This window comes from Aneurinibacillus danicus (assembly GCF_007991215.1).
GTDB classification, from domain to species: domain Bacteria; phylum Bacillota; class Bacilli; order Aneurinibacillales; family Aneurinibacillaceae; genus Aneurinibacillus; species Aneurinibacillus danicus.
This window is the reverse complement of the sequence record NZ_BJXX01000098.1, coordinates 11,888-37,604: the sequence shown is the minus strand read 5'-3', so window position 1 is coordinate 37,604 and position 25,717 is coordinate 11,888. Positions and strand designations below refer to the sequence as shown.

Genomic DNA, 25,717 nt, shown 5'->3' with positions numbered 1-25,717 from the left:
CTACCCCTCCATACGTCAGTAAATTTACAGCCTGTCTTTGTATTACTTAATAAACCCTTTGTAGTGGCGCTTCACAAGTTGGCTTTCGATTTGTTTCATCGTATCCAGCGCTACCCCGATTACAATCAGGATGGCCGTTCCGCCGATTTGAATGGATGGGGGAAGGCCGCTCACCTTCGAGAAGAAAACCGGAAGAATGGATACGACTGCCAAGAAGATTGCTCCTGCCAAAGTAATTCGGTTTAACGTTCGAGTAATAAATTGGGCTGTCTCATTTCCTGGACGTATACCTGGGATATATCCGCCGTTCTTTTTCATGTTGTCAGCCATCTGCGTTGGATTAACCTGCACGAACACGTAAAAGTAAGTGAATCCGAAGATAAGCAGTACGTACAGTACCATGCCAATCCAATTCTGAGAGCTAAACGTCTGGATGTTAAACGTTTGAATCACCCAGTTGGAAACAGGATGCCCCGGCCAGAATTGAGCAATCGTAGGCGGAAAGATAATCAACGACAGAGCGAAAATTACAGGAATCACTCCGGCGCTGTTTACTTTCAGCGGAATATGTGTGGATTGCCCGCCATACATTTTTCTGCCTACGACGCGTTTCGCATACTGCACAGGAATCTTTCGTATTCCCTGCTGGATGAAAACAATCCCCACAATGATGAGAATGATCGCAAGCAGAATGCCTAATACCTTAACGATGTTAAGAAACATTTGATCCTCAGCGCCAATAAACTCTGAGGCGTAAAGTTGCTTCGCACCATTCGGAATCGCAGCTACGATACCTGCAAAGATAATGATGGAAATGCCGTTTCCGATGCCTTTCTCGGTAATTTGCTCTCCTAGCCACATGAGAAAAGCAGTTCCTGCCGTCAGTACAAGCGCAATTAATGCATACGTTGTAAAAGAAGGATTCTGCACAAGCCCCGGCATCATCCGGTTAAACCCGATAGAAAGTCCGATTGCCTGAATCAATCCCAGAATAATTGTAAAGTAACGTGTAAACTGAGCGATTTTGCGGCGGCCAATGTCTCCTTCTTTCGACCACTGGGTAAACGTCGGAACAACATCCATCGATAAAAGCTGCATAATAATCGAAGCGGTGATGTACGGCATAATTCCCATCGCGAAGATAGAGAAGTTCTGCAGCGCACCGCCAGAGAATGTATTTAGAAATCCGAAGATACTATTTTGCTGTGACAGCTGTTCAAGTACCGATACGTTAATGTTCGGCACCGGGACAAAGCTACCAATTCGAAAGACGACAAGCATCAAAAGGGTAAAAATCACCTTTCGACGCAAGTCGGCAATCTTAAACACATTGGCAATCGTGGAGAACATTAGATCACCTCGGTTTTTCCGCCAAGAGCCTCAATCTTCTCAACCGCGGATTGAGAAAACTTCTGGGCTTGAACCGTCAGCTTAACGTTAAGTTCTCCATTCCCTAAAATCTTCACACCATCACGTGCATTTTTAATTACGCCAGCTTCAAGAAGCAACTCCGGTGTTACAACCGTACCTTCTTCAAACTGGTTCAGTTTGTCAAGGTTGATTATAGCAAATTCTTTACGGTTCGGGTTTGTAAAACCACGCTTCGGTAAACGACGATACAGCGGGTTTTGACCACCCTCGAAACCAGGGCGAACACCGCCACCGGAACGAGCGTTTTGCCCTTTGTGTCCACGACCAGCCGTTTTGCCGTTTCCAGAACCGATACCGCGACCCACACGCTTACGAGTGTGACGGGAACCTTCAGCAGGTTTGATTTCGTGTAATTTCATCGTTGCACCTCCTCTTTAAGCAAGATATCTATTACTCAGCGATTTCCTTAACTTCAACCATATGCTTCACCTTTTCCACCATACCACGCATGGCGGCATTGTCTTCTTTCACAACTGTCTGGTGGATTTTGCGAAGACCGAGAGCTGCTACAGTCGCTTTTTGTTTTTGCGTGCGACCGATCAGACTTCTTTTGAGGGTGATTTGCAATTTTGCCATGATCTAAGTCCCTCCTAACCTAAAAGCTCTTCCGCAGTTTTACCGCGCAGTTTTGCAACTTGGTCGGCAGTTTTCAGGCGACTTAAACCTTCTAACGTAGCGTGAACCATGTTAATCGGATTGTTAGAGCCCAGAGACTTACTTAATACATCGCCTACACCAGCAAGCTCGAGCACCGCACGAACCGGGCCACCGGCGATAACTCCGGTACCTTCTGCAGCAGGCTTCATGAATACTTTACCGGCACCGAAGCGTCCATTTACTTCGTGAGGCAGAGTTGTTCCTACGAGCGGAACTTTAATCAGGTTTTTCTTTGCATCTTCGATGGCTTTACGGATCGCGTCCGGTACCTCTTGGGCTTTACCCATGCCGCAGCCTACGTGTCCGTTCTTGTCGCCAACGACTACTAGAGCGCTGAAGCTGAAACGGCGTCCACCTTTAACAACCTTCGCAACGCGGTTAATGGCGACTACTTTCTCTTCCAGCTCCAGGTTCGAAGCGTCAATACGCATGAAGTTTTCCCTCCTTGTGTAAGGAATTTCGTTCAATTAGAATTGCAGACCCGCTTCGCGTGCAGCTTCTGCAAGAGTTTTAATACGTCCGTGATACAGATATCCACCGCGGTCGAACACGACTTCTTTTATGCCTTTTTCGACACTGCGTTTCGCGATCAGTTCGCCGACTTTCGCAGCGGCTTCCTGGTTTCCTCCATGGCTTATTTGACCTTTCAGCTCAGGATCAAGAGTAGAAGCAGAAGCGATCGTTACGCCCGCTACGTCGTCGATGAGTTGAGCATAAATATGATTGGAAGAACGGTATACGTTCAAACGGGGAACTTGAGCCGTACCGGAAATTTTCTTACGAACACGCAAGTGTCTTTTCTTCCGTGCTTTGTTTTTATCTTGTTTCGAGATCACGTTATGTCACTCCTTTCTTACATACGCCTTAGCGATTACTTCTTACCAGTTTTACCTTCTTTACGACGTACGCGCTCGCCCTGGTAGCGAATACCTTTACCTTTGTAAGGTTCAGGCTTACGTACCGCACGAATTTCAGAAGCCACTTGACCTACGCGCTCTTTGTCGATACCTTTAACGACGATTTGCGTTTGAGCCGGAACTTCGAATTCAATGCCTTCTTCCGGAGTGATTTCAACTGGGTGAGAGTATCCAACGCTCAGAGTCAGGTTGCTGCCGCTCTTAGCAGCACGGTAACCTACACCAACCAGTTCCAGTGTTTTAGCAAATCCGTTCGTTACACCTTCTACCATGTTGGCGATAATACTGCGAGTTGTACCGTGCAATGCGCGGTGCAGTTTATGATCAGAAGGGCGCTCAACGATGATTTCGTTACCTTCCACTTTCACATTCACTTCATTGTGAAGCGTACGAGTCAGGGTACCCTTCGGCCCCTTTACAGTCAGTACTGTGCCATCAAGTTTTACCTCTACTCCATCAGGAATAGCGATCGGTTTTTTACCAATACGGGACATTCGTTACACCTCCATTCGTTGTCGAATGTATTACCAAATGTATGCTATTACTTCGCCGCCCACCTGTTGCTGGCGAGCTTGTTTGTCAGTCATTACGCCTTTAGACGTAGAAAGAATAGCGATTCCCAATCCGCCCAAAACACGAGGAATTTCGTCTTTGCCGGCGTATACGCGCAGGCCAGGCTTACTGATGCGCTTCAGACCATTGATTACACGTTCGTTGTCCGCACCATATTTCAGAAAAAGACGAAGAATGCCTTGTTTGTTATCTTCTACATATTCTACGTCACGGATGAAGCCTTCTTCTTTCAGCAGGTTCGCGATTGCGTGCTTGATTTTGGAAGCAGGTACTTCCAGCTTCTCATGACGCACCATGTTGGCATTGCGAATGCGAGTAAGCATATCTGCAATTGGATCTGTCATTACCATATGTTTAACCTCCTTCCCATTTTGCGGGATTACCAGCTTGCTTTCTTCACTCCAGGCAATTGGCCTTGGTATGCTAAGTCGCGAATACAAATGCGGCAAAGTTTAAATTTGCGATACACAGAGTGCGGACGACCACAACGTTCGCAGCGTGTGTAGGCCTGCACTTTAAACTTCGGCTTACGTTGCTGTTTCACGATCATTGATTTTTTAGCCACGTGTTTCCCTCCTTGTCGTATAGGAATCCGAAATTACTTGGCGAAAGGAGCGCCCAATTGTGTTAACAGTTCGCGGCCTTCTTCGTCCGTTTGTGCTGTCGTTACGATTACGATGTCCATTCCGCGGATAGCGTCTACTTTATCGTACTCGATTTCCGGGAAGATCAATTGCTCTTTCAATCCCAGTGTGTAGTTTCCACGACCGTCGAACGCCTTGTTGGAGATACCACGGAAGTCACGTACACGAGGAAGAGAGATGTTGAATAATTTGTCCAGGAAGTGATACATACGCTCACCGCGCAGCGTCACTTTCGCACCGATCGGCATACCTTCACGAAGACGGAAACCGGCGATAGACTTCTTCGCGCGAGTGATAACCGGCTTCTGACCTGCGATTGCCTCCAGGTCACGAACCGCGCTGTCCAGAATTTTCGGGTTGGAAACTGCATCACCCAGACCCATGTTAATAACGACTTTCTCGATTTTCGGAACCTGCATAATAGACTTATATCCGAACTTCTGCATTAACGCAGGAGAAATTTTTTCTTTATATTGCTCTAACATTCTTGCAGCCATTTAGATGACCTCCTTTCCGACCTGACTACTTATCCAATACTTCGCCAGATTTTTTTGCAATGCGTACTTTCTTTCCGTCCACAACTTTGGAACCGATACGAGTCGGCTCGCCCGTTTTCGGGTCTACGATCATTACGTTGGAAGCGTGAATCGGAGCTTCTTGCGTAACGATACCGCCCTGCGGGTTGTTGGCATTCGGACGCGTGTGTTTCTTCACCATGTTTACGCCTTCTACAAGCACACGGCCTGTTTTCGGGTAAGCAGCGAGAATGCGACCTTTTTTGCCTTTATCTTTACCGCTGATAACAACAACGTTGTCACCGGATTTCACGTGCAGTTTCTTTTGTTCGGACATGACGGCACCTCCTTATGTTTAACTTAATACCTTTGTAAGCAGGATTTACAGTACTTCAGGAGCCAGAGAAACGATCTTCATGAAGTCTTTGTCACGAAGTTCCCGGGCAACCGGTCCGAAAATACGAGTTCCGCGCGGGCTTTTGTCATCACGAACGATAACCGCTGCGTTTTCGTCGAAACGGATGTAAGAACCGTCTTTACGGCGAGAACCACTCTTAGAACGCACGATAACAGCCTTTACTACGTCGCCCTTCTTAACAACGCCGCCGGGTGTTGCTTGTTTCACCGAACAAACAACAACGTCACCAATGTTAGCAAATTTACGGCCGGAACCGCCTAATACTTTAATGCACATTAATTCTTTTGCACCGGAGTTATCGGCTACACGCAAACGAGTTTGAGTTTGGATCACGGAGAGTCCCTCCCTTCAGATGTACCTAAACGTTCAATTTAAATTAGATAATAACGGCTTTCTCAACCACTTCAACCAGTCTGAAGCGCTTGTCTTTGGACAGCGGACGAGTTTCCATGATTTTTACCAGATCGCCGATTTTTGCAGTATTTTGCTCATCATGAGCTTTAAATTTCTTGGAGTATTTCACACGCTTTCCGTACAGCGGGTGCTTTTTGTATGTTTCGACCAGAACAACGATTGTTTTGTCCATTTTGTCGGAAACAACTCGACCAAGAACAACTTTACGTGCATTGCGTTCTTCTGCCATGTTTGCGACCTCCTCTCTAATCTATTAGCTAATGCCTAATTCACGTTCACGCAGAATCGTTTTTGCTCTTGCGATATCTTTACGCACTTGACGGATACGTGCAGGGTTGTCTAATTGACCAGTCGCTAATTGAAAACGGAGGTTAAAAAGTTCTTCTTTCATAGAAGTTACTTTTTGTTCAATTTCGGCAGTGGTTAGGTTGCGAATTTCATTAGCTTTCATTTGCGTCACCACCCAATTCTTCCCGTTTTACAAACTTACATTTAACCGGAAGCTTGTGCATGGCCAGACGCATTGCTTCACGAGCGACCTCTTCAGGTACACCAGCCAGCTCAAACATTACTTTTCCGGGTTTTACGATTGCTACCCAGCTCTCAACTGAACCTTTACCGGAACCCATCCGTACTTCAAGCGGCTTCGCAGTAACCGGTTTGTCTGGGAAAATTTTAATCCATACTTTACCGCCGCGTTTGATGTAACGAGTCATCGCAATACGAGCGGCTTCGATTTGACGGTTTGTTACCCAAGAGGCTTCCAAAGCTTGAAGGCCATATTCACCGAACGTTACCTGAGTGCCGCCTTTTGCTTGCCCTCTCATTTTTCCGCGATGTTGTTTGCGGTGTTTTACGCGTTTAGGGATCAACATGATTATTGGCCTCCTTCCTCTTCAGTTCTCTTCTTCGCCTGAGGAAGAACTTCTCCGCGATAAATCCATACTTTAACGCCGATTTTGCCGTACGTAGTATCGGCTTCAGCTGTACCGTAATCAATGTCAGCACGCAATGTGTGCAGCGGAACCGTACCTTCACTGTATCCTTCAGAACGGGCGATATCCGCGCCGCCAAGACGTCCGCTTACCATTGTTTTGATACCCTGAGCGCCTGCACGCATTGTACGCTGCAGAGATTGCTTCTGCGCACGACGGAAGGAAATACGGTTTTCCAATTGACGCGCGATGCTTTGCGCAACAAGGGTTGCATCCATATCAGGATTTTTAATTTCATTGATGTTGATATGCACTCTTTTGCCTGTTAGAGTAGACAGTGCTTTACGAAGCTTTTCTACTTCGCTACCACCTTTACCAATAACCATACCTGGCTTAGCAGTGTGGATAGTAACATTTAAACGGTTGGCCGCACGCTCAATTTCAATAGTAGAAACAGAAGCGTCTTTCAACTGGGTTTTAACATATTCACGGACCTTTAGATCTTCGTGTAACAGATTAGCATAATCTTTCTCTGCGAACCACTTGGATTCCCAGTCGCGGATAATGCCAACCCGAAGTCCTACCGGGTTAACTTTCTGACCCACTCGCTATCCCTCCTTATTTCTCGGATAAAATTACCGTTACGTGACTTGTACGCTTATTGATCCGGCTCGCACGACCCATTGCACGAGGACGGAAACGTTTCAGTGTCGGACCTTCGTCGACAAATACCTTGCTAACAACCAGGTTATTAGCATCTAAATTCATGTTGTGCTCAGCATTCGCAACAGCTGACAGTAATACTTTCTCAATAACCGGAGATGCTGCTTTCGGCGTGTGCTTTAAAATCGCAATCGCTTCACCTACTTGCTTACCACGGATTAAGTCAACTACCAGACGCATTTTGCGAGGAGCAATCCGGACATAACGAGCTACCGCTTTCGCTTCCATTTAAGTAACCCCCTCTCTTACTTGGACGTATCCATTATCTTCTTGTTTTCTTGTCGGCATCAACGTGACCTTTAAAAGTACGAGTCGGAGCGAATTCTCCGAGTTTGTGTCCGACCATATCTTCGGTTACATATACAGGTACGTGCTTGCGGCCATCGTACACCGCGAATGTGTGACCGACGAAATCCGGGAAGATTGTAGAGCGACGAGACCAAGTTTTGATTACTTTTTTGTCGCCTTTTGCGTTTTGCTCTTCGACCTTTTTCATTAAATGATCATCAACAAAAGGTCCCTTTTTTAAGCTGCGTCCCATGAATGAACCTCCCTTCGTAATAGAAGTGCGGTGCCCTGCAACCGCACCTTGTTAAGCAGCATTACTTCTTGCGGCTGCGGATAATATACTTGCTGGATTGTTTGTTTTTCTTGCGAGTCTTCGCACCAAGCGTCGGTTTGCCCCAAGGAGTGAGCGGACCGCTGCGACCGATCGGAGCGCGACCTTCACCACCACCGTGCGGGTGATCGTTCGGGTTCATTACAGAACCGCGGACTGTCGGGCGCTTGCCTAACCAGCGGGAACGACCTGCTTTACCGATGTTGATAAGTTCATGTTCTAAGTTACCAACTTGACCGATGGTTGCGCGGCACTCTTTGCGAATCATACGAGTCTCGCCGGAAGCCAGACGAACGATTACATAGTCACCATCGCGGCCAAGCAATTGAGCTTCAGCACCAGCGGAACGAACGAGCTGGCCGCCTTTGCCTGCTTTTAATTCGATATTGTGGATAACCGTACCTACCGGGATGTTAGCCAGCGGCAGTGCGTTACCTACTTTGATATCAGCATCCGGACCGGATACAACAGTCATGCCTACTTGCAGACCATTCGGAGCCAGGATGTAGCGCTTCTCACCATCAACGTAGTTAATCAGCGCGATATTTGCGGAACGGTTCGGATCGTACTCGATTGTAGCAACACGACCTGGAATACCGTCTTTGTTACGTTTGAAGTCAATGATACGATACTTCTGCTTATGACCGCCACCGTGATGACGAACCGTGATTTTACCTTGGTTGTTGCGTCCAGCTTTTTTGTTTTTCGGCGCAAGCAGAGATTTTTCCGGCTTGGAAGTTGTAATCTCTTCAAAAGTAGACACAGTCATTTGACGGCGACCAGGAGAAGTCGGTTTATACTTTTTAATTGCCATTTGTTTTCCCTCCTTCGCTCTGTCTTACGAATTAAACACCTTCAAAGAACTCAAGAGCTTTGCTATCTTCACTCAGCTGAACGATCGCTTTTTTCCAGTCAGAACGACGTCCAAAGAATTTACCTACGCGCTTCGGCTTACCTTTAACACGCATTGTATTTACGTTTACAACTTTCACATCGAAAATGCGCTGAATCGCATCTTTGATTTCCGTTTTGTTTGCACGTAAATCAACTTCGAATACGTATTTGTTGCTGGCCATCATGTCAGCAGTACGTTCGGTAATAACCGGGCGCTTGATAATATCGCGAGGATCTTTCATTATGCAAGCACCTCCTCAACTTTTGCGACTGCATCCTTCGTAATCAGCAACTTGTCGTGATGCAGAACATCAAGAACATTGATTCCGTTAGCGGGAACGAATTTCACGCCAGGAATGTTGCGAGCGGACAGCGCCACATTGTCATTGTATTCACCTGTAACAACAAGCACTTTGTTGTCCACTTTCAGATTTCCGAGCACTTTTACCATTTCTTTTGTCTTCGGTGCGTCGAAATTCAGGGCATCCAATACCAGAATCTCTTCGTTCTGCACTTTAGAAGACAGAGCAGATTTAATCGCCAGGCGACGAACTTTTTTAGGAAGCTTGTAAGCGTAGCTGCGAGGAGTCGGTCCGAAAACCACACCGCCGCCTACCCATTGAGGGGAGCGAATGCTACCTTGACGAGCGCGTCCTGTTCCTTTTTGTTTCCAAGGCTTACGACCACCACCGCTTACTGCGGAACGGTTTTTTACAGCGTGCGTACCTGCACGACGGGAAGCCTGTTGCATGATAACTGCATCGGCAAGCACTGCCTCGTTCGGCTCGATACCGAATACCGCATCGGACAGTTCGATTTCACCTACTTGAGAGCCATCTTGATTGAAAAGTGTTACTTTAGGCATTGCGAGTCCTCCTTTCTTGCTTATTTGCTGCCTTTAACGGCAGTTTTTACAACTACGAAGCTATTTTTAGGTCCCGGAATAGCACCTTTAATTAACAGCAAGTTGCGGTCTGCATCAACAGAAACCACTTCAAGGTTTTGAACCGTAACTTTCTCTCCGCCCATACGTCCAGGCAATGCTTTACCTTTCAGTACACGGTTAGCTGCGATAGAGCCCATGGAACCAGGACGACGATGGTAACGGGAACCGTGAGCCATCGGTCCGCGAGATTGGCCGTGACGCTTGATAGCACCAGCAAATCCTTTACCTTTTGATGTGCCGGTTACGTCAACAATGTCTCCCTCTGCAAAAATATCAGCTTTTAATTCTTGACCAACTTCGTACCCTGCCAAATCAACATTACGAAGTTCACGAATGAAGCGCTTAGGCGTTGTGTTAGCTTTTGCTGCATGGCCTTTTTCAGGCTTGTTGGCACGCACTTCTTTCTTGTCAGCGAAACCAATTTGAATTGCTTCATATCCATCAGTCGTTTGATCCTTCTTTTGAAGAACCACGCAAGGACCTGCTTCGATAACAGTTACTGGAACTACGATACCTTCAGCAGTAAAAACCTGGGTCATCCCAATTTTTCTACCTAAGATTCCTTTGGTCATGATAGCCACCTCCTATTGAGTAATCAAATTCATGTATTTATTTCCGTTCATTATATAATCGCTATAACATTGTTGGTTTGTCGTCAAACCTTACAGTTTGATTTCGATATCAACACCGGACGGCAGGTCCAGACGCATCAGCGAATCAACCGTTTGCGGTGTCGGGTTCACAATGTCGATCAGGCGCTTGTGTGTGCGCATCTCAAACTGTTCACGGGAATCCTTGTATTTGTGTACCGCACGCAAAATCGTGAAGACATTACGCTCAGTCGGAAGCGGAATTGGGCCAGACACCTCTGCACCGGAACGCTTCGCAGTGTCAACAATCTTCTCTGCGGACTGATCAAGAATTCTGTGATCGTATGCTTTCAAGCGGATACGAATTTTTTGTTTTGCCATTTTAGTCCCTCCTTTGTCGCCTATTTTGATAAACAGACAATTCTCAGCGGAAAAACCCGACCCCAGGCCATGGCATCGGAGCCTGGTGTGTCAGCAACCTCCCGCGTCATCGCGTTCATCAAACCAACATTCAACATTATATCGAAAATATAGGCTGAATGCAAGGTTTTTCTTTATCTTCATCATTCTTTATGTAATGACTCAGACCCTGAATATTCTATCGTATACCAAATTAAAATGCAAGATTTTATATTTAACTTTTTTGGGCCAGCTACGCCTCTGCCAGCGCATCCGAAATTCCGTGAATCTGCCTAAGCAGTATATCGCATTCAATCAGACAATTCATTCAATGTATAAACTGTCGTGTGTTGCTGCACGTTAAGAAGGAACACGCGGGTTTTTACCGCGCCATTCCGATTCGAGGAGATGAAAACAATGGCACAGAAGAATAAGAAGAAGCAGGACGTGCAGGATGTGCACACATTGATAAATCAAATGGAGAAAACGCCTTACACCACCAATTTAGTGAACGAAATCGAGCAGGATGAAATAAACCAGCGCGACAGTGGCATCAAGGATAACCGACAATAAGAAATAATTTCAACTGGGTATACCGCTTATCATCAATCAAGGCAACGAGCGCAGCAATCACCCGCTACAGTCTACATTACGAAGCTCATTCGCTATTCTATTTAAGAAAGTTTCTACCGTCTCTGCCTCCACTGTCGATTCATACACACCGACCATGAGAGTAAGCGTCTCTCTGTATGCGCTCGCTCCCGGCATAAAACCCGGGGAAAACATAATCGGCGGCACCATATAAGCATCGGCCACCTCAGTTTCCTGAAACTTGAGCTCGGTCTTGCTGACCTCACCGAAGTTTGATAAATAAGGAGACGCCAGCCCTTGAGCCACAGCCTGGTGCCGCAATCCCCGAAACATCGTAAGTACATCACCGAAGCACATGCTCCCAAGCATCTCAAATACCGCGGCGGTATGCAGACTGATTCATCCACTCTTCCTCCAGTTTCAATACGTACTGGATTTGATAGTTAGAGAAGAAATAGCTTGCCATATAGTTAAACGTGTCCTGCGCACATACCGGAAGTCGCTCATTGCATGCCGATTCTATTACCCGTCTTTCCTTTCTCATGCCATTCACCTTTCTTTCTAAACATTTTTAATTTTTGTCTATGTTTACACCGACATTATGTGGCTCTGTTTATAAAATTTCAATGAAAATATTTGAAAAAAAGCAAACGAAATGCTATGATATCTATAAATAAAATAAACAAAGAGAGGATATGTCTTTATATGCGAGAAGTTTCCGAACTTTTCTGGAATGCATCACTGGAAGAGATGAAGCGGGGATATATTTACGAAGAAGCGTCTGAACAGTATATCTGTCTCATCTGCGGCCGAAGATTTACCCGTGGCGTCATCTATCCGCATGAAAACGCGCTCTACGACGCGGAGAGATTTGCTCGTCTGCACATCACACATGAGCACACCTCTATGTTCGACTTCCTAATCGGGCTGGATAAAAAACTGACCGGGCTCACCGAACACCAGAAAACAATCGTCCGCTATTTCTATGAAGGACTAAGCGACAATGAAATCGTCAAAGAACTGGACGGCGGCAGTACATCCACCATTCGCAATCACCGTTTCACACTGAGAGAGAAAGCCAAACAGGCCAAAATCCTGCTGGCAATTACCGAATTAGTCGGGGAAAAAACGGCGAAACCGAATAAATTCATCTCTATTCCACGCAGCGCTGCCATGGTGGATGAACGCTTCGCCATTACCGAAGAGGAAAACAAGGCGATACTTCAGAGGTACTTCACACAGGGGGAAAACGGTCCACTGTCCGAATTTCCGAAAAAGGAGAAAAGAAAAGTGGCGATCCTTAAGCACATCGCCAAACGATTCGAATTGAACCGGCATTACACCGAGAAAGAAGTAAACGAGATACTGAAACAGATTTATCCTGACTATGTGACAATCAGGCGCTATCTGATTGAATACGGCTTTATGGACCGCTATCCGGATTGCAGCGCCTACTGGGTCAAATTCTAAATGAAGGAGAAAAGGAAAATGGAGAAGCAAAAACGAAAGGAAGCTAAATTGCAGTATAAACAAACACACAGGCCAATGGGCGTCTATCAAATAAAGAATCAAGCGAACGGTAAAATCCTCATCGGAAGCAGCTTGAATCTGGAAGGGATTAAAAACCGTCACTGGTTTGGGCTAAATATGGGAATGCATTACAACAAAACCCTTCAGCAGGAATGGAAAGAGTATGGAGAAGAGAACTTCACTTTCGAGGTGCTGGAATACATTAAGCCGGAAGAAGAGACCGTAGAGAATTTTACAGTTCTTGAAAAATATCGCGACCTTCTGAAAAACAGGGAAGAAGCCTGGATAAACCGGCTTCAACCCTGCGGAAATAAAGGCTATCTGTAAGAAAAACTCGCGGGCGTTGCCGGGAATAAAGTTAAACAAGCGTTTAACCAGGAAATTGCCCGGAAAAGGGCGAGAGATAAATGCGTCGCGTCTGTTCCTTCTTTATTCTATTAGGCTATCTGCGACGGATCCCGTGTCAGAATAATACACTCTCCACTTTCCGTCCTTCTCTTTCTTCAGGAAAACCGGGCCTTCCAGCGTCTCCTTATCCGTCTCGCCCGCTACGTTAATTTCATACGTACCGTTGCTTACATACAGCTCTGCGAAGCGATCCCACTTGCCGGTGATGTCCACTTTAATATCACCGGTCAGCCCCATATGTATTGATTCACCCTCTGCGCTGATATCTTTCAGCATGTCAATGGCTACGTCACCGAGCGCGCGGTCAAAACCGGTGTAATATTGCTTATTCAGCGCGGACGCTTTATCGAAATCTCCCTCGCTTAACGCCGCTAGTGTTTCCCGTTCCGCATTCAGAAATGTGTTGCTCAATTCCTCATCCGAAGCTGGAGCGCTTTGTTCAAGGTGGAGGGCGCTGTGAAGCATCTTCAACGCTTCCGCACGGGTCGCGCGATCAACCGGCTTAAACTCGGTGGCGCTCTTGCCGTTAATCATGCCGGCCGCGCTCGCTTTATCGATATATGGTTTACCCCAATAGTTTTTTACATCTTTAAACGCTTTTGCTGTCCCCTCAAACGACACGGTTTTCTCGAATGCCCGCACAAGCATGGAAGCAATCTGATCGCGTTGAATTTTGGCATTCGGCTCAAACGTGGTCTCCGTCATCCCGCTAACGATGCCAAGTGAAGCGGCGGTGCTGACTTCTTTATAGAACCACTGGTTCGCTTTGACGTCAGAGAAAGATTTCGACTGTCCGCCCGGTTGTAAATCGAGCGCGCGTACAAGCAGTGCCGCAAATTCCGCACGGCTAATCTGGTTGTTCGGACGCAGTGTTACATTTCCGTTTTTCTCGTCGTACCCTTTCACAACATCGGCATATACCATATCGTACAGTTCATGTTGAGCCCAATGACCGTCAATATCCATTGGAAAGTAATAATCAATCGGCTCGGTCGGAAGCGCCTCTTCTCCCAGTACAGGTGTGGTAAGCGACAGACTTAGCAGCAGAGCACCGATAACCTTTAATACTTTCATCTTTTTTCCCCTTTTGCTGTGAATTCTACGTTGACCCCTATTAGACGATACTTTTCATACGAAAGTTTCGCAAAAAAAATATGTAAATAGTGTAAATGAATAAGCGCAGAACATATATGCATCTTCATACACATTTTTAAAGCGGTTACTCCTGCTACCTGCGCAATATATGTACTAGGTAAATAGCATAGGAAAAAGCGGCAGAGATGTCATAAAGACCATTATGATTTACAACTACATATAGATAAAGGGCTCCCTCTTTTTATAAGAGAAAGCCCGCCTATGTTATCCGCTATCATCGGATATATTTCGTCTTCAATGCATCAACAATTACGGCTATGAAGATCATCATGCCACCAACCATTGTTACAAAATAGGATGAAATGCCGAGAATCTGCAGTCCGGTTTGAATAACAGTAAGAAGCAGTACACCGCCGAGTACGCCGGAAATTTTCCCCTTGCCACCCGTTAAGCTGACACCGCCGATAACCGCAGCAGCAAGTGTGTACATCATTAAATCCTGACCAAACGTCATGGTGACCGCTCCCATATATGCGGCAAGCAGATATCCAGAAAAACCGGCAAGTCCTCCTGAAATCATAAAGGCATAAATCTTGATTCGGTCTACATTAATCCCGCTGACATATGCACTGGTGGAATTCCCCCCTGTTGCAAACAGACTGCGACCGAAAACAGTTTTCTTCCATATAAAGTAGATAATCAGATAGACAATCAGGAACGGAATCGGTAATATCGGGAGTCCGAAAACAGAACCCTGACCAATCCACGTGAAAGCTTCCGGGAAATTCACGATGGATCGCCCCTGAGTTAATGCCATCAATCCTCCTTGTAAAACCAAACCCATAGCCAGTGTCTCAATCAAGGCTGCTGCTTTTAACTTAGCGACAAGAATACCATTCACTGTCCCAATCAACAGACCAAAAAGGACAATAACCAGAACTGCGAGAAACCATGGCAGCCCATTATTCATTAGCGTAGTACCAAGGCCGGCGCTAAAAGCTAACACACCCGTGATTGATAAATCGATTTCTCCGATAATGAGAACATGGGCAATCCCTGCCGTTAAAATCCCCAATACGGCTGTCTGCACAAGAATATTTTGCAGGATAACCTGGGAGAAAAACGCGGAATCAATAAGGCCCATAATGAAAAGGCCAAGCACAAGCAGAAACCAGACGATATTGTCGGCAAACAGCCGGGCATATCCCTGGCCTGGCTGCTTTAGCTTAATCGGTTGTACCACCTGGTTGGTTGTTCCTTCTTTTACACTCATGAAGCTACTTCCTCCTCTGCAGAATCACGCATTTGTATCACTTCTTCCGGTGTTAGTCCGGTATTGATTTCTTCTCTTGCAATGGTTCCATTCGCAAAAAACAACAGGCGATCAGCTACACGCAACAGTTCATTATAATCATTGGTTAGATAAAGAACACTCAATCCTGTATCGGTCAACTCGTTAATCAGCGATAATATTTCTTCGCGGCTCTTTACATCAATACCTACGGTAGGCTCATCAATAATAAGTACGTCCGGCTGTGTGCTCAGCGCTTTGGAGATGACTACTTTTTGTTGATTTCCCCCGCTCAGATTCCCTACTTCTTCATAGATAGAATGTGCCTTAATATTTAGTGTTGAAAAATATTGTTGTGCATTTTCTATTTCTTTACGTTCATTCACAAATCCAAATAGAGAAGCCAATTTGCTTTTTAGGATGGGCAGGCTGATATTCTCCCTTATCGGCAAATCAGGCACAATTCCCTCTGCATGACGGTCATATGAAACATAGACGATTTTTTGCGCAAGCGCTTCATCAGGACGCCTGGGATTCCTCAGTTTTTTACCATGCAAGCGTATTTCTCCTGATTCAATTGGATTCAGTCCGGCCAATGCCCGACATATCTCACGGGCACCTGAACCCGGAAAACCGATAAGACCAAGGATTTCCCCTTTTGCAAGATGAAACGAAACATCTGTAAGTCCGCGTGCCTTTATCCTGCTGCACTGAAGAGCGATTGGCGCTCTAGCAAGCACTTCAGGTCGCTCGCGAACACAAAGTTCCACATCTTCCCCGACGATTAGATTGGATAACTGTCGCTCATCGACCTCTCCCCTGGAAAAGCCGGTATAAGATTTTCCGTCGCGCAATACAGTATACCTGTCACTAAGGCGTAATACTTCTTCGATATAGTGCGATATAAAAATAAAACTTGTTCCCTGTTTTGCCAGGTCAATGACAAATTCAAACAAACCGTCTCTTTCTTCTGCTGATAGTGCCGTTGTCGGTTCATCCAGAATAATAAGTTTCGCATTACTAAACAATGCGCGCACGATATTAAGCTTACGCTGATCAACAAGAGACAAATCTTTTACTTTTTGCCGCGGCGAAAAAGATACTCCATATTTGTCCAGCGCTTCTTTTGCATATATATAAATATGATTCCAGTCAACGAAGCCGTTTTTCTTTCTGGGCCAATCTCCGATGAAAATGTTCTCTGCAACCGTAAATTCAGGAATAACGGAAGCGTGTTGAGGGACGACATAAATTCCAATCTTCTGCCGCTCTAACACAGTAAGATGATCGATGGACTTGCCTTCAAAGCGGATAGTGCCGTCATAATCTGTTGTAACACCGGAAATGCTTTTAACGAGAGTTGTTTTGCCTGCTCCGTTTTTTCCCAAAAGCGCATGAATTTCTCCTTTTTTCAGGTTCATACTGACCCCGTCCAACACCGTTTTAGTGCCGTAGCATTTACTTACATGGTCAATTTCCAACAGCAAGTCAATCCCTCCTTTATTCACTTTGCAAGATACAGAAAGGGAAGAAAGACATCTCCCTTCCCTTTCTCCAGATTTAGTAACGAAGATTATACTCGTTCCAGGCAACGTTGCCCCAGTGGGAGTCATTGTCTACATTACTGCTATCGATGACATACGGATCGATAATCATGTGCGGTCCGCTGTCACCTTTTACAATCTTGGCTTCTTTCCAGAAATATTTCTCGTTCTTATATGTTTCAAGCGGTACTTCCTTTCCTTGAAGCGAATAATTGTGCAGCATATCAATAACAATCTCCCCATAGGCTACACAATCCTGGTTTATGGTTGCATCGTACCAGCCCTCCTTGATGCGCTGAAGTGCGATGGGTTCAGCATCAATCGTTACAAAAATGACGTGCCCATCTTCTCCTACTTTCTTAAGCTTATTTTTTTGTTTTAATGCTTCATACAATCCCATAGCCGGGTTATCACTCGGTGCGTGTACGGCGTCGAGGTTGCCGTATTTAGCCATTGCATTCAACGCTACATCCTGCGTCTTTCGCATATCACCTTCTGCCGGCATGGCGAGATACTGTATATTCGGATACTTTTTCATGACTTCATCAAACCCTGTTTTACGCGCACGCCATGCTGAGCTGGACATGGCTCCATATGCGTTAAGAACCGTTCCCTTCGGTTCGCCGTACTTTTCTTTTAAGCGTTTCACAATTTCTTCCGCTGCCATTTGTCCTGCCTTAAAGTTGTCGAAAGCAACGGTAAAGGCTACATCTCCTCCTGTCGTCGGAGTATCAAAAACGCCGACCGGTATACCGGCTGTTTTTGCCTGATTAATTGCGGTAATAAGTCCTTCGCTATCGTTTGGATCCGTAATGATTGCGGCAGGTTTCTTCGTAATGAAGTTGATGAACTGATTGGTTTGTTTTGCCGAATCAAAATCCGCTACGGATGCTTCAAATTCATAACCGTATTCTTGTGCTTTCCGCTTTGCCGCCTCCTGCATGGCGACAAACGCATAATAGTTTAGACTTTTATGTGCAAGCGCTATCAATTTTCTTCCTGATTTTTCTTCGTTGGCTTTTCCTGCGTCATTCGATTCAGATGCTCCCGCGTTCGCCGGCTGTCCGCTGTTGTTTCCGCATCCGGCAACGATCAAAGATAACGCGATAAGAAGCGTGCTAAATAAAAACCCTGCTTTTTTTATTGAACGCATACAATAACCCCTTTCTCTTTTTAAAAAGCAAGAAACATCCGGGGGAATTTTCGTTCCCCCTAATTTCCCATCGCTTATTATATCCGTCTGGATTACATCACTCCACGCAATACAATACTCTTAATCTGGGTAACTTCTTCAAGCGTATAAGCGGTGCCTTCCCTGCCAATGCCGCTCTTTTTGTATCCGCCGAATGCACTGCACATCGGGCGGTAGCAATTACCACCGTTAACAGACACAATACCTGCCTGGATCCTGTTTCCGGCATCAATAGCCTTGTAGACATCTCTTGTATAAATAGCTCCGTTTAGCCCGTACATGGATTGATTTGATATTTCAATGGCTTCCTCATAGGAAGAGAAGGAAATAAGCGGAAATACAGGCCCGAAAATCTCCATATCTTTTGCTACGTCCATATCTCTTGTAACGCCTTCGAGAACAGTCGGTTCAATAAATGTACTATTTACGCGTTTTCCACCTAAAATAAGGGTAGCGCCTTGACTCACCGTATATTGGATTTGCTCTTCTACACGCATCGCGGCTTCCTCGCTGACAAGCGGTCCGACGTCCGTCGCTTCATCCAATTGGTTCCCTAACCGTTTTGTTGAAAGAGTCGCGACAAGCTTGTCCCGGAATTCGTCATGCACCGATTCATGAAGCAGAATCCGTTTTGTTGCGCAGCAAACCTGTCCGTTTGCCAGCAAACGACCGTCAACGGCATCCTGAACCGCCGCATCAATGTCGGCATCTTCACAAATAATCATGGCGTCATTTCCGCCAAGTTCAAGGAAAACCCGTGACAGGTTTTTGGCGCCGTTGCCTGCAATATGGATACCTGTCTCTGTACTTCCTGTAAAACTCACCGCATTCACCAGCGGACTTTTCGCCAGATAATCGCCCACTTCTTCCCCGTACCCTGTTATAATTTGCAGGACGTTACCGGGAACGCCTGCCTCATGCAGCATTTCGGTCATACGAATGACCGTCAGCGGATCGTCCTCCGGTGCCTTAATAATAATGGCATTGCCGGCCGCTAACGCCGAGCCTACTTTATGGGCAAACAGCTCGGCAGGAAAGTTAAACGGAAGAATGCCGACAATAACACCGAGCGGTTCGCGCTTTGTAATCATTAAGTCTTTTTCTAATCCTTCCTGGATTTCAAGAGGAATCGTTTGACCGAAAAGCCGTTTTGATTCCTCTGCAAAACCTTCGAAGATACCTGCGGCTGCATCAAGCTCAGCTCTGGCCTGTGCCAGTATTTTTCCGTTTTCCATGCTCAGCAACCGCGCCAGCTCTTCCTTGCGCTCTTTCATTTTTTCAAGAAAGTTTCGAATACATTGAACGCGTTTGTATACTGGCGTCGCTGCCCAAACCTCAGCCCCCTGTCTGGCTGCCTCAAGCGCTTCCTGTGCGTCTTGCACGGTGGCGGCCGGCGTTGTATCGATCACTTCCATGGTCGCCATATTTCGCACTTCAATAATTTTACCGTTAGAAGCACTTCGTTTTTTCTTGTTAATGATCATTTCCATGCCGTATTCCTCCTCTAAGATTGATTAGGCAAGCGAGTATTTGTCCTTAACAACAGTACCCTTCGCCAGTGCTTCCCATGGATCAATGGTTGCTTTAATGATTTCCTCTTTGTCATCCAGCTTATATGCTTTCTTGCTCATGGCGAGAATCGCATCCTCAACTCGATCCAGCGCTAACTGATGTGTAACGAGTTTCTCGTAGGGGAGCTCCATGCGTTCTAAAATGTTTAGTGTCATTTCCATATGTTCCACATCACTGCCCCAGACACCGTGAATATCTGCGTTATTTCGCAGCATATGCCAGTGCGGATTAATTTCAGCCGAACCTACATCCGTAAAATGTCCAAGCTCTACATAGGAGCCGCTGTCACGCAGGTAGGCAAGCCCTTCCGGTACCGAGGACGGAAAGCCCGTACATTCTACGACCATATCAGGGCCACGGCCGCCCTTTGTCTCACTTTTAACAAGCTTAATACGCTCAGCCGGGTCACGTACGTCTTCAATATCGATAACGATGTCTGCTCCCATCTCGCGAGCCAGCTGGAGACGCCGTTTCGGCCCGCCGACCGCGATGACTTTAGCTGCACCGGAACGTTTTGCAAAAGCAATGGCGCCAAGGCCAATGGCTCCTGTTCCCTGAACAAGAACCGTGCTTCCAAAGCGGACACCTCCGGCACGCTGGAATCCGTGAATGCATATGGAAAGCGGCTCTGTTAATACTGCGATATGCGGATCAAGTTCCGTCTTGAAAAAGGATGTTCCCTGATATTGAATATGGACATATTGACCAAAGCCTCCGGAAAGCCTGTTGTTTTCATCGTTTGGCATAAATCCGTATGCTCTTATATTTGCGCACCGTGTAGGCGTTTTCAAAATTTTGCAGTAATAGCATTCGTTACAACTGACACCGGGTACGATAACAACACGATCTCCTTCTTTAACCGGGCGACCGTTGCTGTCTTCGGTTACGTCTGCCCCTAATTTTTCAATGATGCCGCAAAATTCATGCCCCATAATCGTCGGATACTCTACCGTATTCAGATGACCGTAATAAATGTGGACATCCGTGCCGCACACCCCGGCGGCTTCCGTGCGAAGAATGAACTCTCCCCGTTTCGGTTCCGGTACCTTATACTCTTCAATTGTAAATTCTCCTTCTATACCGTTCAGCACGGCCGCTTTTGAAAACAAAGCCATGTTTCTTCCTCCTTTTTCAAAATATTTTTTACAAACGTGAAATCGCTTCTTACGGGAGTAAAACTACTTTTAATGCTTTTGTTGCACGATCCGCCGAACAGGCAATCGCTTCCTCTACCTGTTCAAGCGGAAAACGATGGGTAATTAATTTCTCAACCGGATATTGTCCGTCAGCAATTAATTTGATTGCCCCCTGATAGCTGTGAGCACTTAAGAAAGAGGTCTGCAGCGTTAACTCTTTGAAAGTCATTTGCCAGTCGGTATCAATCGAAACCGTTTTTCTGCCGGTTAATCCAATGTAGTTGACCACCCCGCCGGGTCGTGCGTAGTTGAGACTGTCCGCCTGCGCGGCAGGCGTTCCCGCGGTTTCGAATACGAGGTCGGCACCGATTCCGTCTGTGTGCTCCATGATGAAGGAGCCCGCATCTTCCAGTCGAAAGTCAACCACAGCGTCAGCACCAAGCTCCTTTCCGAGCGCTAATCTTTCCGTTCGTGTTCCCACAAGAATCACCTTACCGGCCCCTGCAGCCCGGACAGCGACAACGGTCAACAACCCGATCGTTCCCGATCCTACAACTACAACCGTGTCTCCAATTTTGGGCGGCGTTAAGTTTACTGCCCGAACGGTAACAGCAAGCGGCTCGATTAACACAGCCCTCTCCCATGGAACATGGTCCGGAATCCGGTGTACGATGGCATTCGCCGGAACATACAGGTACTCCGACCAGCCGCCGTATAATCGCCCCTCTCTTTCACAGCTGATATTACAGCCATACTGCATGCCCTGTTCCCTATCCTTGATGCAGAGGTTATAGAGTCCCTTGCGGCACCAATAACATGTGTTGCACGGAATGATCATCTCAACAGCCACTTTGTCGCCTACCTGTATACCATGCTTCTGACATGCTTTTGAGCCTGCTTCAGCAACCGTACCAACGAATTCGTGTCCCGGTATAAGAGGGTAAGGCTCTCCCCAATCCCCCTGAAAAATATGTTGGTCAGAGCCACAAATTCCGCACATTTCAACTTTCACCAGCAATTCATCATCCCGCAGTTTTGGTTTATCAAAAAGTTGAATGCTCACCGCTTTCTTCCCTGTAATGACCGCTGCCTTGATTGTTTCTATATGCTCTCACTCCTTTCTGCTTTGCTGCTTGACCCTATACAAATGATAGATTGGATTTATAATTCCAAAAATTTAATATATTTAGCTTTTGGTGGTGATTTTTATGTTCTTCAAACAACCAGATAAAAAGAGGTGATAAGAGGAGGAAAATATTTCGATTAAAGGGGATTTTATTACTATAAGGCAAATGACCGTCTATAAAAATAGGAAGCCGCCCTATGGAAATAGAGCGGCTTTGCGTCTCGAATCCTTATTTATATGCATCATACAGGTGTACGCTTTCCTGAAACTGTTTAGGGCCAACTCCTTCAAAACGTTTAAAAAGTTTTGCAAAATATCTCGGATCATTAAACCCTACTTTTTCTGCCACCTCCAATATCTTCAAGTCTGTTTCCTGCAGCAGTTGCTTTGCTTTTTTAATTCGTAGCGAAATTAAATAATCAATAAAATTCTCCCCCGTTATCTTTTTAAACCGCGAACTGAAATAGCTTTTGCTTAATCCGACGTGTTCCGCCACATCTTCAAGAGTAATCTCAAGCATATAATTTCTTTCCATATATGAAATCGCTTTGCTAATCACACTATTGATTCCACCAATAAAAACAGAGCGGCTGTCTTCAAGCTCATTTATTCCTTCATATAACCACTCGATGAGTTGCTTGTATGTCCGCTTTTTCTTTGCCAGCTCAATATTATCAAAACGGTTGCTTCCCCATGTCAGAGTCAGCAAATTGCTGTTGGTTTGCAAGCCGTGTGTAATAATCAGAATGATTTCAAGCACCACTTTTTTTACGTCTTCTACAGGCGGCTTTTCAATGGCAAGATGCGAAAATAATTCATCACAAATATCCTTGATTCTTGCCCAATCGCGCATCAATGTAAGCTGTCGAAGTTCCTGCCAGTCCATTTTTGCAAAAGGGTCGCTTATGCCCTGTTGCGGTATGCTATGAACATCAAGCAAATGGCCGAATTCATTATAGAATGTATGGTAGGCTCCTTTCTCCTTTAATGACCGCAAAACGTGTCCTGCTTTATCATTGGTTGAAGACGCGCAATAATATATATTTATTTCTCCCGCTATTTTTGTTATTTTACCAAAAAGCTTCCTGCATTGCTCCTGCTCATATGTCGTTCGTTTCATTTCGCTGTATTCTTTTTCTCTGGCAAATAACCCGATTGCCCTGTAATCATCAAGCGGCAGAAAAACCCCTTTATCCTTGGAAGCGATTGCATAAAATTGCTTTTCTACTTCGACAAATGAATTTGGGGAGCATAAAAATTCAAAATAAATTCCAACAAAACCGTTTTCGATCCAATCAAGCTCATCAGGTATAGAAGAAGACGGATCTTCAAGCATAGATTGAACTTGCTTCTCACGCAGCAACAAACGGGAGTTTTCGGCTTCTTTTTCCAATCTTTTATAATATTCTCCTTCTTTCTGCCGCTTCTTCCATTCCTTGCTTGTTTTCTTAAGTATACTTTCGAAGCTTCCGTCTTCCAGCTCTGTTTTAAGCACATACCCGGAAGCTCCAATATCAAGCGCCTCTTTGACAAGTGAAAAGTCATCATAGCAAGTTAACAGGATAACCGTGATATGGGGATAGTTCTCTTTCACCGCACGCGTAAGCTCGATTCCGTCAACGAGAGGCATACGGATATCAGTAATGACAAGCTCGATGGGCTGTTGATTGATGATCTCGAGAGCCTGTTCCCCGTTCGCCGCTTCCGAGACGACTTCCATATCATATGCCTTCCAATTCACATATGCACGAAGTCCTTTTCTGACAATCAATTCATCATCGACTATTAATACTTTGAGCATAATGTACATCCTCCCTGTCTTTAAGCTGGTAAGGCAGCCGAATGGTAACAGTTGTTCCCTCATTCTCCTTGCTGGTAATCGACAGACCGTAATTAGCACCGAAATAGTGCTTAATTTTATCATCCACGTTCTTCACTCCGATTCCGCTTGATGTTTTCTTCTTTTTTTCCGGGCAAAGAATATTGACGACCTGTTCTTCTGACATACCGCGGCCGTTGTCTCCCACTTCAATTTTCACTATATCTCCGATTCGTGTCGCCCGAATAGAAATCGTTCCTTCTCCGTCAGAGAATGCGTGAAAAAATGAATTTTCTACTAGAGGCTGTAAAATGAACCGCGGAACAACCGCTTTTAATAAAGTCGGGTCAATGTTATATTCGGTGCGAAAATTATCTCCGAAGCGATATCGTTGAATCTTCATGTAGTAGGAGAGGATTTCTAATTCCTCTTCAAGCATATGCAAATAGGTTTTCGTGTTTAAGCTTGCGCGCAACAACTTTATCAGAGCGGTTACCATATCGCCGATATGCGGAACTTTATGCAGCTTGGCCAGCCATTGTACAGAATTTAGCGTATTATACAGAAAGTGTGGATTAATTTGATACTGGAGTGCCTTCATTTCAACCTGCTTCTTCTTTTGTTCGTTCTCCGAGATCTTTTGAATAAGAAGTTCAATTTCCTCAACCATCCGGTTAAAGCTGCGGCTTAAATCACCGATTTCATCATCGGTCTGAATATGTGAACGAATATGGAAATTACCGTTTTCAATTTGCTTCATATCACGCTGCAGGCGCTGGAGCGGCCTGGTAAAATGATTCGATAATGTGAGACCCAAAAATGTTGAGGTGGCAAAGAAAATGACCAACAAAATGAAAACGGTTTCTCTAATTGAATCAAAGCTTTTTTCAAGTTTTTCGTTCGGGATGAAAGCGCCTACTTTCCAGCCGCTGAAAAAATTAATATCGTATACGAAACTGTTATCCTTGTTTAAGCTTCTAATCAGATTGGTGTTGGTAATGTATTGTTTTTCCCCTGTTTGTGCGGGAAGAATCAATGACCGATCCGGGCTATAAATAACCGTTCCATATTTATCAATAAGAAGAAGCTTTCCTAAACTTTTTAAATTCGGGCTGCCGAATAGTTCATCAAGCTTTTCGCGTTTCATTTCAATCATGATTAAAGCGGTTTTACCGGATTGAACAGGCTTAAATGGATAGATGAGCGTGATTACTTCATATGTTTTTGGTTTATTAATAGAGTAATCGCTTTCATGCGGTCCGACCCATATTTTTTCATCTGTTTTTTCCAGTGCACTTGTATACCATTCCTTCCGGGCAAGGATGTCTGTATCAAGTTTTACTGCCGTTGTATATACCTTATCACCGTTGATTACATGGATCTCATCAATGAACGTCCGATTATTTTTTAGTGCGGCCAGGAATTTATTAAATTCAATCGGATCGCTTTTATTTTCACTTAATGCATCTGTCTTCTCACCGCGTAGTACCGGTATGGATTGGTAATATACTATACGTGACATCAGCTCCATTTCTTTCAGATGATAGCTGATATTTTCGTTAAGCTGATTCACTGCACTTTGGGCAAATTCGAGCATCTGTGTTCGTACAACTTCTGAAGATTTTTGGTAGGGAATGAATCCAACCATGAGAATGGGAAGAAAGCTGGTGAGGATAAAATAAAAGAGCAGGCGAATCTTGATTGTTTTCATTCTCCTCTCTCCTTATCTACATTATAT

36 protein-coding genes are annotated in these 25,717 nt (G+C 45.3%); 3 read left to right on the top strand and 33 right to left on the bottom strand.

The window, feature by feature from the left end; all coding sequences use genetic code 11:
• Positions 1–42: 42 nt before the first annotated feature.
• The 22 genes from secY to rpsJ form a co-directional block, all read right to left on the bottom strand.
• Entirely contained in the window at positions 43–1,350 is a 1,308-nt protein-coding gene (secY, locus tag ADA01nite_RS11275) for a preprotein translocase subunit SecY (protein ID WP_146810069.1), read from the bottom strand.
• The gene (gene rplO, locus ADA01nite_RS11270; protein WP_146810068.1) at positions 1,350–1,790 is read right to left on the bottom strand and encodes a 50S ribosomal protein L15; all 441 of its coding nucleotides are present in this window, start codon (positions 1,788–1,790) and stop codon (positions 1,350–1,352) included. The genes secY and rplO overlap by 1 nt, the downstream gene beginning before the upstream one ends.
• Before the next feature lie 31 nt (positions 1,791–1,821).
• Complete coding sequence (gene rpmD, locus ADA01nite_RS11265) at positions 1,822–2,007, bottom strand: 50S ribosomal protein L30 (RefSeq protein WP_146810067.1); 186 nt, start codon at positions 2,005–2,007, stop codon at positions 1,822–1,824.
• Between the two features lie 14 nt (positions 2,008–2,021).
• Positions 2,022–2,519, bottom strand: coding sequence for a 30S ribosomal protein S5 (gene rpsE, locus ADA01nite_RS11260; RefSeq protein ID WP_146810066.1), 498 nt, complete (start codon positions 2,517–2,519; stop codon positions 2,022–2,024).
• Positions 2,520–2,555: 36 nt separating this feature from the next.
• Positions 2,556–2,924, bottom strand: a complete 369-nt coding sequence (gene rplR, locus ADA01nite_RS11255; protein ID WP_146810065.1) for a 50S ribosomal protein L18 — start codon at positions 2,922–2,924, stop codon at positions 2,556–2,558.
• 35 nt (positions 2,925–2,959) lie between these two features.
• Positions 2,960–3,499: a 50S ribosomal protein L6 gene (gene rplF, locus ADA01nite_RS11250; RefSeq protein ID WP_146810064.1), complete on the bottom strand. Its 540-nt coding sequence runs from the start codon at positions 3,497–3,499 to the stop codon at positions 2,960–2,962.
• A 30-nt stretch (positions 3,500–3,529) separates the two neighbouring features.
• Entirely contained in the window at positions 3,530–3,928 is a 399-nt protein-coding gene (rpsH, locus tag ADA01nite_RS11245) for a 30S ribosomal protein S8 (RefSeq protein WP_146810063.1), read from the bottom strand.
• A 29-nt stretch (positions 3,929–3,957) separates the two neighbouring features.
• A complete protein-coding gene (locus tag ADA01nite_RS11240; protein WP_040305028.1) occupies positions 3,958–4,143 on the bottom strand; it encodes a type Z 30S ribosomal protein S14 in 186 nt (61 codons plus the stop codon).
• 33 nt (positions 4,144–4,176) lie between these two features.
• On the bottom strand, positions 4,177–4,719 hold the full coding sequence (gene rplE, locus ADA01nite_RS11235; protein ID WP_146810062.1) for a 50S ribosomal protein L5: 543 nt from the start codon (positions 4,717–4,719) through the stop codon (positions 4,177–4,179).
• 25 nt (positions 4,720–4,744) lie between these two features.
• Entirely contained in the window at positions 4,745–5,056 is a 312-nt protein-coding gene (gene rplX / locus ADA01nite_RS11230) for a 50S ribosomal protein L24 (RefSeq protein ID WP_146810089.1), read from the bottom strand.
• 63 nt (positions 5,057–5,119) lie between these two features.
• Positions 5,120–5,488 (bottom strand): 50S ribosomal protein L14, encoded by a 369-nt coding sequence (rplN, locus tag ADA01nite_RS11225; protein WP_146810061.1) that lies wholly within the window; start codon positions 5,486–5,488, stop codon positions 5,120–5,122.
• Between the two features lie 43 nt (positions 5,489–5,531).
• The gene (rpsQ, locus tag ADA01nite_RS11220) at positions 5,532–5,798 is read right to left on the bottom strand and encodes a 30S ribosomal protein S17 (protein WP_146810060.1); all 267 of its coding nucleotides are present in this window, start codon (positions 5,796–5,798) and stop codon (positions 5,532–5,534) included.
• A 24-nt stretch (positions 5,799–5,822) separates the two neighbouring features.
• Positions 5,823–6,020, bottom strand: a complete 198-nt coding sequence (rpmC, locus tag ADA01nite_RS11215) for a 50S ribosomal protein L29 (protein ID WP_146810059.1) — start codon at positions 6,018–6,020, stop codon at positions 5,823–5,825.
• Positions 6,010–6,444: a 50S ribosomal protein L16 gene (gene rplP, locus ADA01nite_RS11210; protein WP_146810058.1), complete on the bottom strand. Its 435-nt coding sequence runs from the start codon at positions 6,442–6,444 to the stop codon at positions 6,010–6,012. Before rplP ends, rpmC begins: the two co-directional genes overlap by 11 nt.
• Positions 6,445–6,446: 2 nt before the next feature.
• Positions 6,447–7,109, bottom strand: a complete 663-nt coding sequence (gene rpsC, locus ADA01nite_RS11205; RefSeq protein WP_146810057.1) for a 30S ribosomal protein S3 — start codon at positions 7,107–7,109, stop codon at positions 6,447–6,449.
• A gap of 13 nt (positions 7,110–7,122) precedes the next feature.
• A complete protein-coding gene (gene rplV / locus ADA01nite_RS11200) occupies positions 7,123–7,455 on the bottom strand; it encodes a 50S ribosomal protein L22 (protein ID WP_146810056.1) in 333 nt (110 codons plus the stop codon).
• A 34-nt stretch (positions 7,456–7,489) separates the two neighbouring features.
• Positions 7,490–7,768 carry a 30S ribosomal protein S19 gene (gene rpsS / locus ADA01nite_RS11195; RefSeq protein ID WP_146810055.1) on the bottom strand — a complete coding sequence of 93 codons (279 nt, stop codon included), beginning with the start codon at positions 7,766–7,768 and terminating at the stop codon, positions 7,490–7,492.
• A gap of 61 nt (positions 7,769–7,829) precedes the next feature.
• Entirely contained in the window at positions 7,830–8,660 is an 831-nt protein-coding gene (gene rplB / locus ADA01nite_RS11190; RefSeq protein WP_146810054.1) for a 50S ribosomal protein L2, read from the bottom strand.
• A gap of 31 nt (positions 8,661–8,691) precedes the next feature.
• A complete protein-coding gene (rplW, locus tag ADA01nite_RS11185) occupies positions 8,692–8,982 on the bottom strand; it encodes a 50S ribosomal protein L23 (protein ID WP_146810053.1) in 291 nt (96 codons plus the stop codon).
• Positions 8,982–9,605, bottom strand: coding sequence for a 50S ribosomal protein L4 (rplD, locus tag ADA01nite_RS11180; protein ID WP_146810052.1), 624 nt, complete (start codon positions 9,603–9,605; stop codon positions 8,982–8,984). The genes rplW and rplD overlap by 1 nt, the downstream gene beginning before the upstream one ends.
• 20 nt (positions 9,606–9,625) lie before the next feature.
• The gene (gene rplC, locus ADA01nite_RS11175) at positions 9,626–10,258 is read right to left on the bottom strand and encodes a 50S ribosomal protein L3 (RefSeq protein WP_146810051.1); all 633 of its coding nucleotides are present in this window, start codon (positions 10,256–10,258) and stop codon (positions 9,626–9,628) included.
• A gap of 90 nt (positions 10,259–10,348) precedes the next feature.
• The gene (gene rpsJ, locus ADA01nite_RS11170) at positions 10,349–10,657 is read right to left on the bottom strand and encodes a 30S ribosomal protein S10 (protein WP_040305031.1); all 309 of its coding nucleotides are present in this window, start codon (positions 10,655–10,657) and stop codon (positions 10,349–10,351) included.
• Positions 10,658–11,092: 435 nt separating this feature from the next.
• Here rpsJ and ADA01nite_RS22055 point away from each other — a divergent pair, with 435 nt between their 5' ends.
• Positions 11,093–11,248 carry a hypothetical protein gene (locus tag ADA01nite_RS22055; RefSeq protein ID WP_170230240.1) on the top strand — a complete coding sequence of 52 codons (156 nt, stop codon included), beginning with the start codon at positions 11,093–11,095 and terminating at the stop codon, positions 11,246–11,248.
• Between the two features lie 57 nt (positions 11,249–11,305).
• On the opposite strand, the gene ADA01nite_RS11165 is transcribed toward ADA01nite_RS22055, so the two are convergent.
• A complete protein-coding gene (locus ADA01nite_RS11165) occupies positions 11,306–11,599 on the bottom strand; it encodes a hypothetical protein (protein WP_146810050.1) in 294 nt (97 codons plus the stop codon).
• 37 nt (positions 11,600–11,636) lie between these two features.
• Positions 11,637–11,810 (bottom strand): hypothetical protein, encoded by a 174-nt coding sequence (locus ADA01nite_RS22050; RefSeq protein ID WP_170230239.1) that lies wholly within the window; start codon positions 11,808–11,810, stop codon positions 11,637–11,639.
• Positions 11,811–11,971: 161 nt separating this feature from the next.
• Here ADA01nite_RS22050 and ADA01nite_RS11160 point away from each other — a divergent pair, with 161 nt between their 5' ends.
• Both ADA01nite_RS11160 and ADA01nite_RS11155 read left to right on the top strand, forming a co-directional pair.
• Positions 11,972–12,736, top strand: a complete 765-nt coding sequence (locus ADA01nite_RS11160) for a DUF2087 domain-containing protein (protein ID WP_146810049.1) — start codon at positions 11,972–11,974, stop codon at positions 12,734–12,736.
• A gap of 18 nt (positions 12,737–12,754) precedes the next feature.
• A complete protein-coding gene (locus ADA01nite_RS11155) occupies positions 12,755–13,123 on the top strand; it encodes a GIY-YIG nuclease family protein (RefSeq protein WP_146810048.1) in 369 nt (122 codons plus the stop codon).
• Positions 13,124–13,225: 102 nt separating this feature from the next.
• Here the strand turns inward: ADA01nite_RS11155 and ADA01nite_RS11150 are convergent, their stop codons facing one another.
• The 9 genes from ADA01nite_RS11150 to ADA01nite_RS11110 all read right to left on the bottom strand — a co-directional run bounded on the left by ADA01nite_RS11150 (position 13,226) and on the right by ADA01nite_RS11110 (position 25,690).
• Positions 13,226–14,278, bottom strand: coding sequence for an S-layer homology domain-containing protein (locus ADA01nite_RS11150; protein WP_146810047.1), 1,053 nt, complete (start codon positions 14,276–14,278; stop codon positions 13,226–13,228).
• Between the two features lie 295 nt (positions 14,279–14,573).
• Positions 14,574–15,572: an ABC transporter permease gene (locus tag ADA01nite_RS11145; RefSeq protein WP_146810046.1), complete on the bottom strand. Its 999-nt coding sequence runs from the start codon at positions 15,570–15,572 to the stop codon at positions 14,574–14,576.
• Positions 15,569–17,077 (bottom strand): sugar ABC transporter ATP-binding protein, encoded by a 1,509-nt coding sequence (locus ADA01nite_RS11140; RefSeq protein ID WP_218029551.1) that lies wholly within the window; start codon positions 17,075–17,077, stop codon positions 15,569–15,571. The genes ADA01nite_RS11145 and ADA01nite_RS11140 overlap by 4 nt, the downstream gene beginning before the upstream one ends.
• Positions 17,078–17,150: 73 nt before the next feature.
• Positions 17,151–18,287 (bottom strand): sugar ABC transporter substrate-binding protein, encoded by a 1,137-nt coding sequence (locus ADA01nite_RS11135; RefSeq protein WP_146810044.1) that lies wholly within the window; start codon positions 18,285–18,287, stop codon positions 17,151–17,153.
• A gap of 92 nt (positions 18,288–18,379) precedes the next feature.
• Positions 18,380–19,816, bottom strand: coding sequence for an aldehyde dehydrogenase family protein (locus tag ADA01nite_RS11130; RefSeq protein ID WP_146810043.1), 1,437 nt, complete (start codon positions 19,814–19,816; stop codon positions 18,380–18,382).
• A 24-nt stretch (positions 19,817–19,840) separates the two neighbouring features.
• Positions 19,841–21,013 carry a zinc-binding dehydrogenase gene (locus ADA01nite_RS11125; protein WP_146810042.1) on the bottom strand — a complete coding sequence of 391 codons (1,173 nt, stop codon included), beginning with the start codon at positions 21,011–21,013 and terminating at the stop codon, positions 19,841–19,843.
• Between the two features lie 49 nt (positions 21,014–21,062).
• A complete protein-coding gene (locus tag ADA01nite_RS11120) occupies positions 21,063–22,097 on the bottom strand; it encodes a zinc-dependent alcohol dehydrogenase (protein WP_146810041.1) in 1,035 nt (344 codons plus the stop codon).
• Positions 22,098–22,389: 292 nt separating this feature from the next.
• Positions 22,390–23,961 (bottom strand): response regulator transcription factor, encoded by a 1,572-nt coding sequence (locus ADA01nite_RS11115; RefSeq protein ID WP_170230238.1) that lies wholly within the window; start codon positions 23,959–23,961, stop codon positions 22,390–22,392.
• Positions 23,936–25,690, bottom strand: coding sequence for a cache domain-containing sensor histidine kinase (locus tag ADA01nite_RS11110; RefSeq protein WP_146810039.1), 1,755 nt, complete (start codon positions 25,688–25,690; stop codon positions 23,936–23,938). The genes ADA01nite_RS11115 and ADA01nite_RS11110 overlap by 26 nt, the downstream gene beginning before the upstream one ends.
• Positions 25,691–25,717: the final 27 nt, after the last annotated feature.

Bases quoted from the DNA above. Each gene is read 5' to 3' on its own strand.
- ADA01nite_RS11155 (WP_146810048.1), top strand. From the start codon at position 12,755: ATGGAGAAGCAAAAACGAAAGGAAGCTAAATTGCAGTATAAACAAACA.
- rplP (WP_146810058.1), bottom strand. From the start codon at position 6,444: ATGTTGATCCCTAAACGCGTAAAACACCGCAAACAACATCGCGGAAAA.
- rpsH (WP_146810063.1), bottom strand. From the start codon at position 3,928: ATGGTAATGACAGATCCAATTGCAGATATGCTTACTCGCATTCGCAAT.
- ADA01nite_RS11110 (WP_146810039.1), bottom strand. From the start codon at position 25,690: ATGAAAACAATCAAGATTCGCCTGCTCTTTTATTTTATCCTCACCAGC.
- ADA01nite_RS11115 (WP_170230238.1), bottom strand. From the start codon at position 23,961: ATGCTCAAAGTATTAATAGTCGATGATGAATTGATTGTCAGAAAAGGA.
- rplE (WP_146810062.1), bottom strand. From the start codon at position 4,719: ATGGCTGCAAGAATGTTAGAGCAATATAAAGAAAAAATTTCTCCTGCG.
- secY (WP_146810069.1), bottom strand. From the start codon at position 1,350: ATGTTCTCCACGATTGCCAATGTGTTTAAGATTGCCGACTTGCGTCGA.
- rplO (WP_146810068.1), bottom strand. From the start codon at position 1,790: ATGAAATTACACGAAATCAAACCTGCTGAAGGTTCCCGTCACACTCGT.
- ADA01nite_RS11125 (WP_146810042.1), bottom strand. From the start codon at position 21,013: ATGGCTTTGTTTTCAAAAGCGGCCGTGCTGAACGGTATAGAAGGAGAA.
- ADA01nite_RS22055 (WP_170230240.1), top strand. From the start codon at position 11,093: ATGGCACAGAAGAATAAGAAGAAGCAGGACGTGCAGGATGTGCACACA.
- rplV (WP_146810056.1), bottom strand. From the start codon at position 7,455: ATGGAAGCGAAAGCGGTAGCTCGTTATGTCCGGATTGCTCCTCGCAAA.
- rpsJ (WP_040305031.1), bottom strand. From the start codon at position 10,657: ATGGCAAAACAAAAAATTCGTATCCGCTTGAAAGCATACGATCACAGA.
- ADA01nite_RS11150 (WP_146810047.1), bottom strand. From the start codon at position 14,278: ATGAAAGTATTAAAGGTTATCGGTGCTCTGCTGCTAAGTCTGTCGCTT.
- ADA01nite_RS11130 (WP_146810043.1), bottom strand. From the start codon at position 19,816: ATGGAAATGATCATTAACAAGAAAAAACGAAGTGCTTCTAACGGTAAA.
- rpsE (WP_146810066.1), bottom strand. From the start codon at position 2,519: ATGCGTATTGACGCTTCGAACCTGGAGCTGGAAGAGAAAGTAGTCGCC.
- rplF (WP_146810064.1), bottom strand. From the start codon at position 3,499: ATGTCCCGTATTGGTAAAAAACCGATCGCTATTCCTGATGGAGTAGAG.
- rplC (WP_146810051.1), bottom strand. From the start codon at position 10,258: ATGACCAAAGGAATCTTAGGTAGAAAAATTGGGATGACCCAGGTTTTT.
- ADA01nite_RS11145 (WP_146810046.1), bottom strand. From the start codon at position 15,572: ATGAGTGTAAAAGAAGGAACAACCAACCAGGTGGTACAACCGATTAAG.
- rplB (WP_146810054.1), bottom strand. From the start codon at position 8,660: ATGGCAATTAAAAAGTATAAACCGACTTCTCCTGGTCGCCGTCAAATG.
- ADA01nite_RS11160 (WP_146810049.1), top strand. From the start codon at position 11,972: ATGCGAGAAGTTTCCGAACTTTTCTGGAATGCATCACTGGAAGAGATG.
- rplD (WP_146810052.1), bottom strand. From the start codon at position 9,605: ATGCCTAAAGTAACACTTTTCAATCAAGATGGCTCTCAAGTAGGTGAA.
- ADA01nite_RS11135 (WP_146810044.1), bottom strand. From the start codon at position 18,287: ATGCGTTCAATAAAAAAAGCAGGGTTTTTATTTAGCACGCTTCTTATC.
- rplW (WP_146810053.1), bottom strand. From the start codon at position 8,982: ATGAAAGATCCTCGCGATATTATCAAGCGCCCGGTTATTACCGAACGT.
- rpsS (WP_146810055.1), bottom strand. From the start codon at position 7,768: ATGGGACGCAGCTTAAAAAAGGGACCTTTTGTTGATGATCATTTAATG.
- ADA01nite_RS11165 (WP_146810050.1), bottom strand. From the start codon at position 11,599: ATGTTTCGGGGATTGCGGCACCAGGCTGTGGCTCAAGGGCTGGCGTCT.
- rpsQ (WP_146810060.1), bottom strand. From the start codon at position 5,798: ATGGCAGAAGAACGCAATGCACGTAAAGTTGTTCTTGGTCGAGTTGTT.
- ADA01nite_RS22050 (WP_170230239.1), bottom strand. From the start codon at position 11,810: ATGAGAAAGGAAAGACGGGTAATAGAATCGGCATGCAATGAGCGACTT.
- rpmD (WP_146810067.1), bottom strand. From the start codon at position 2,007: ATGGCAAAATTGCAAATCACCCTCAAAAGAAGTCTGATCGGTCGCACG.
- rpmC (WP_146810059.1), bottom strand. From the start codon at position 6,020: ATGAAAGCTAATGAAATTCGCAACCTAACCACTGCCGAAATTGAACAA.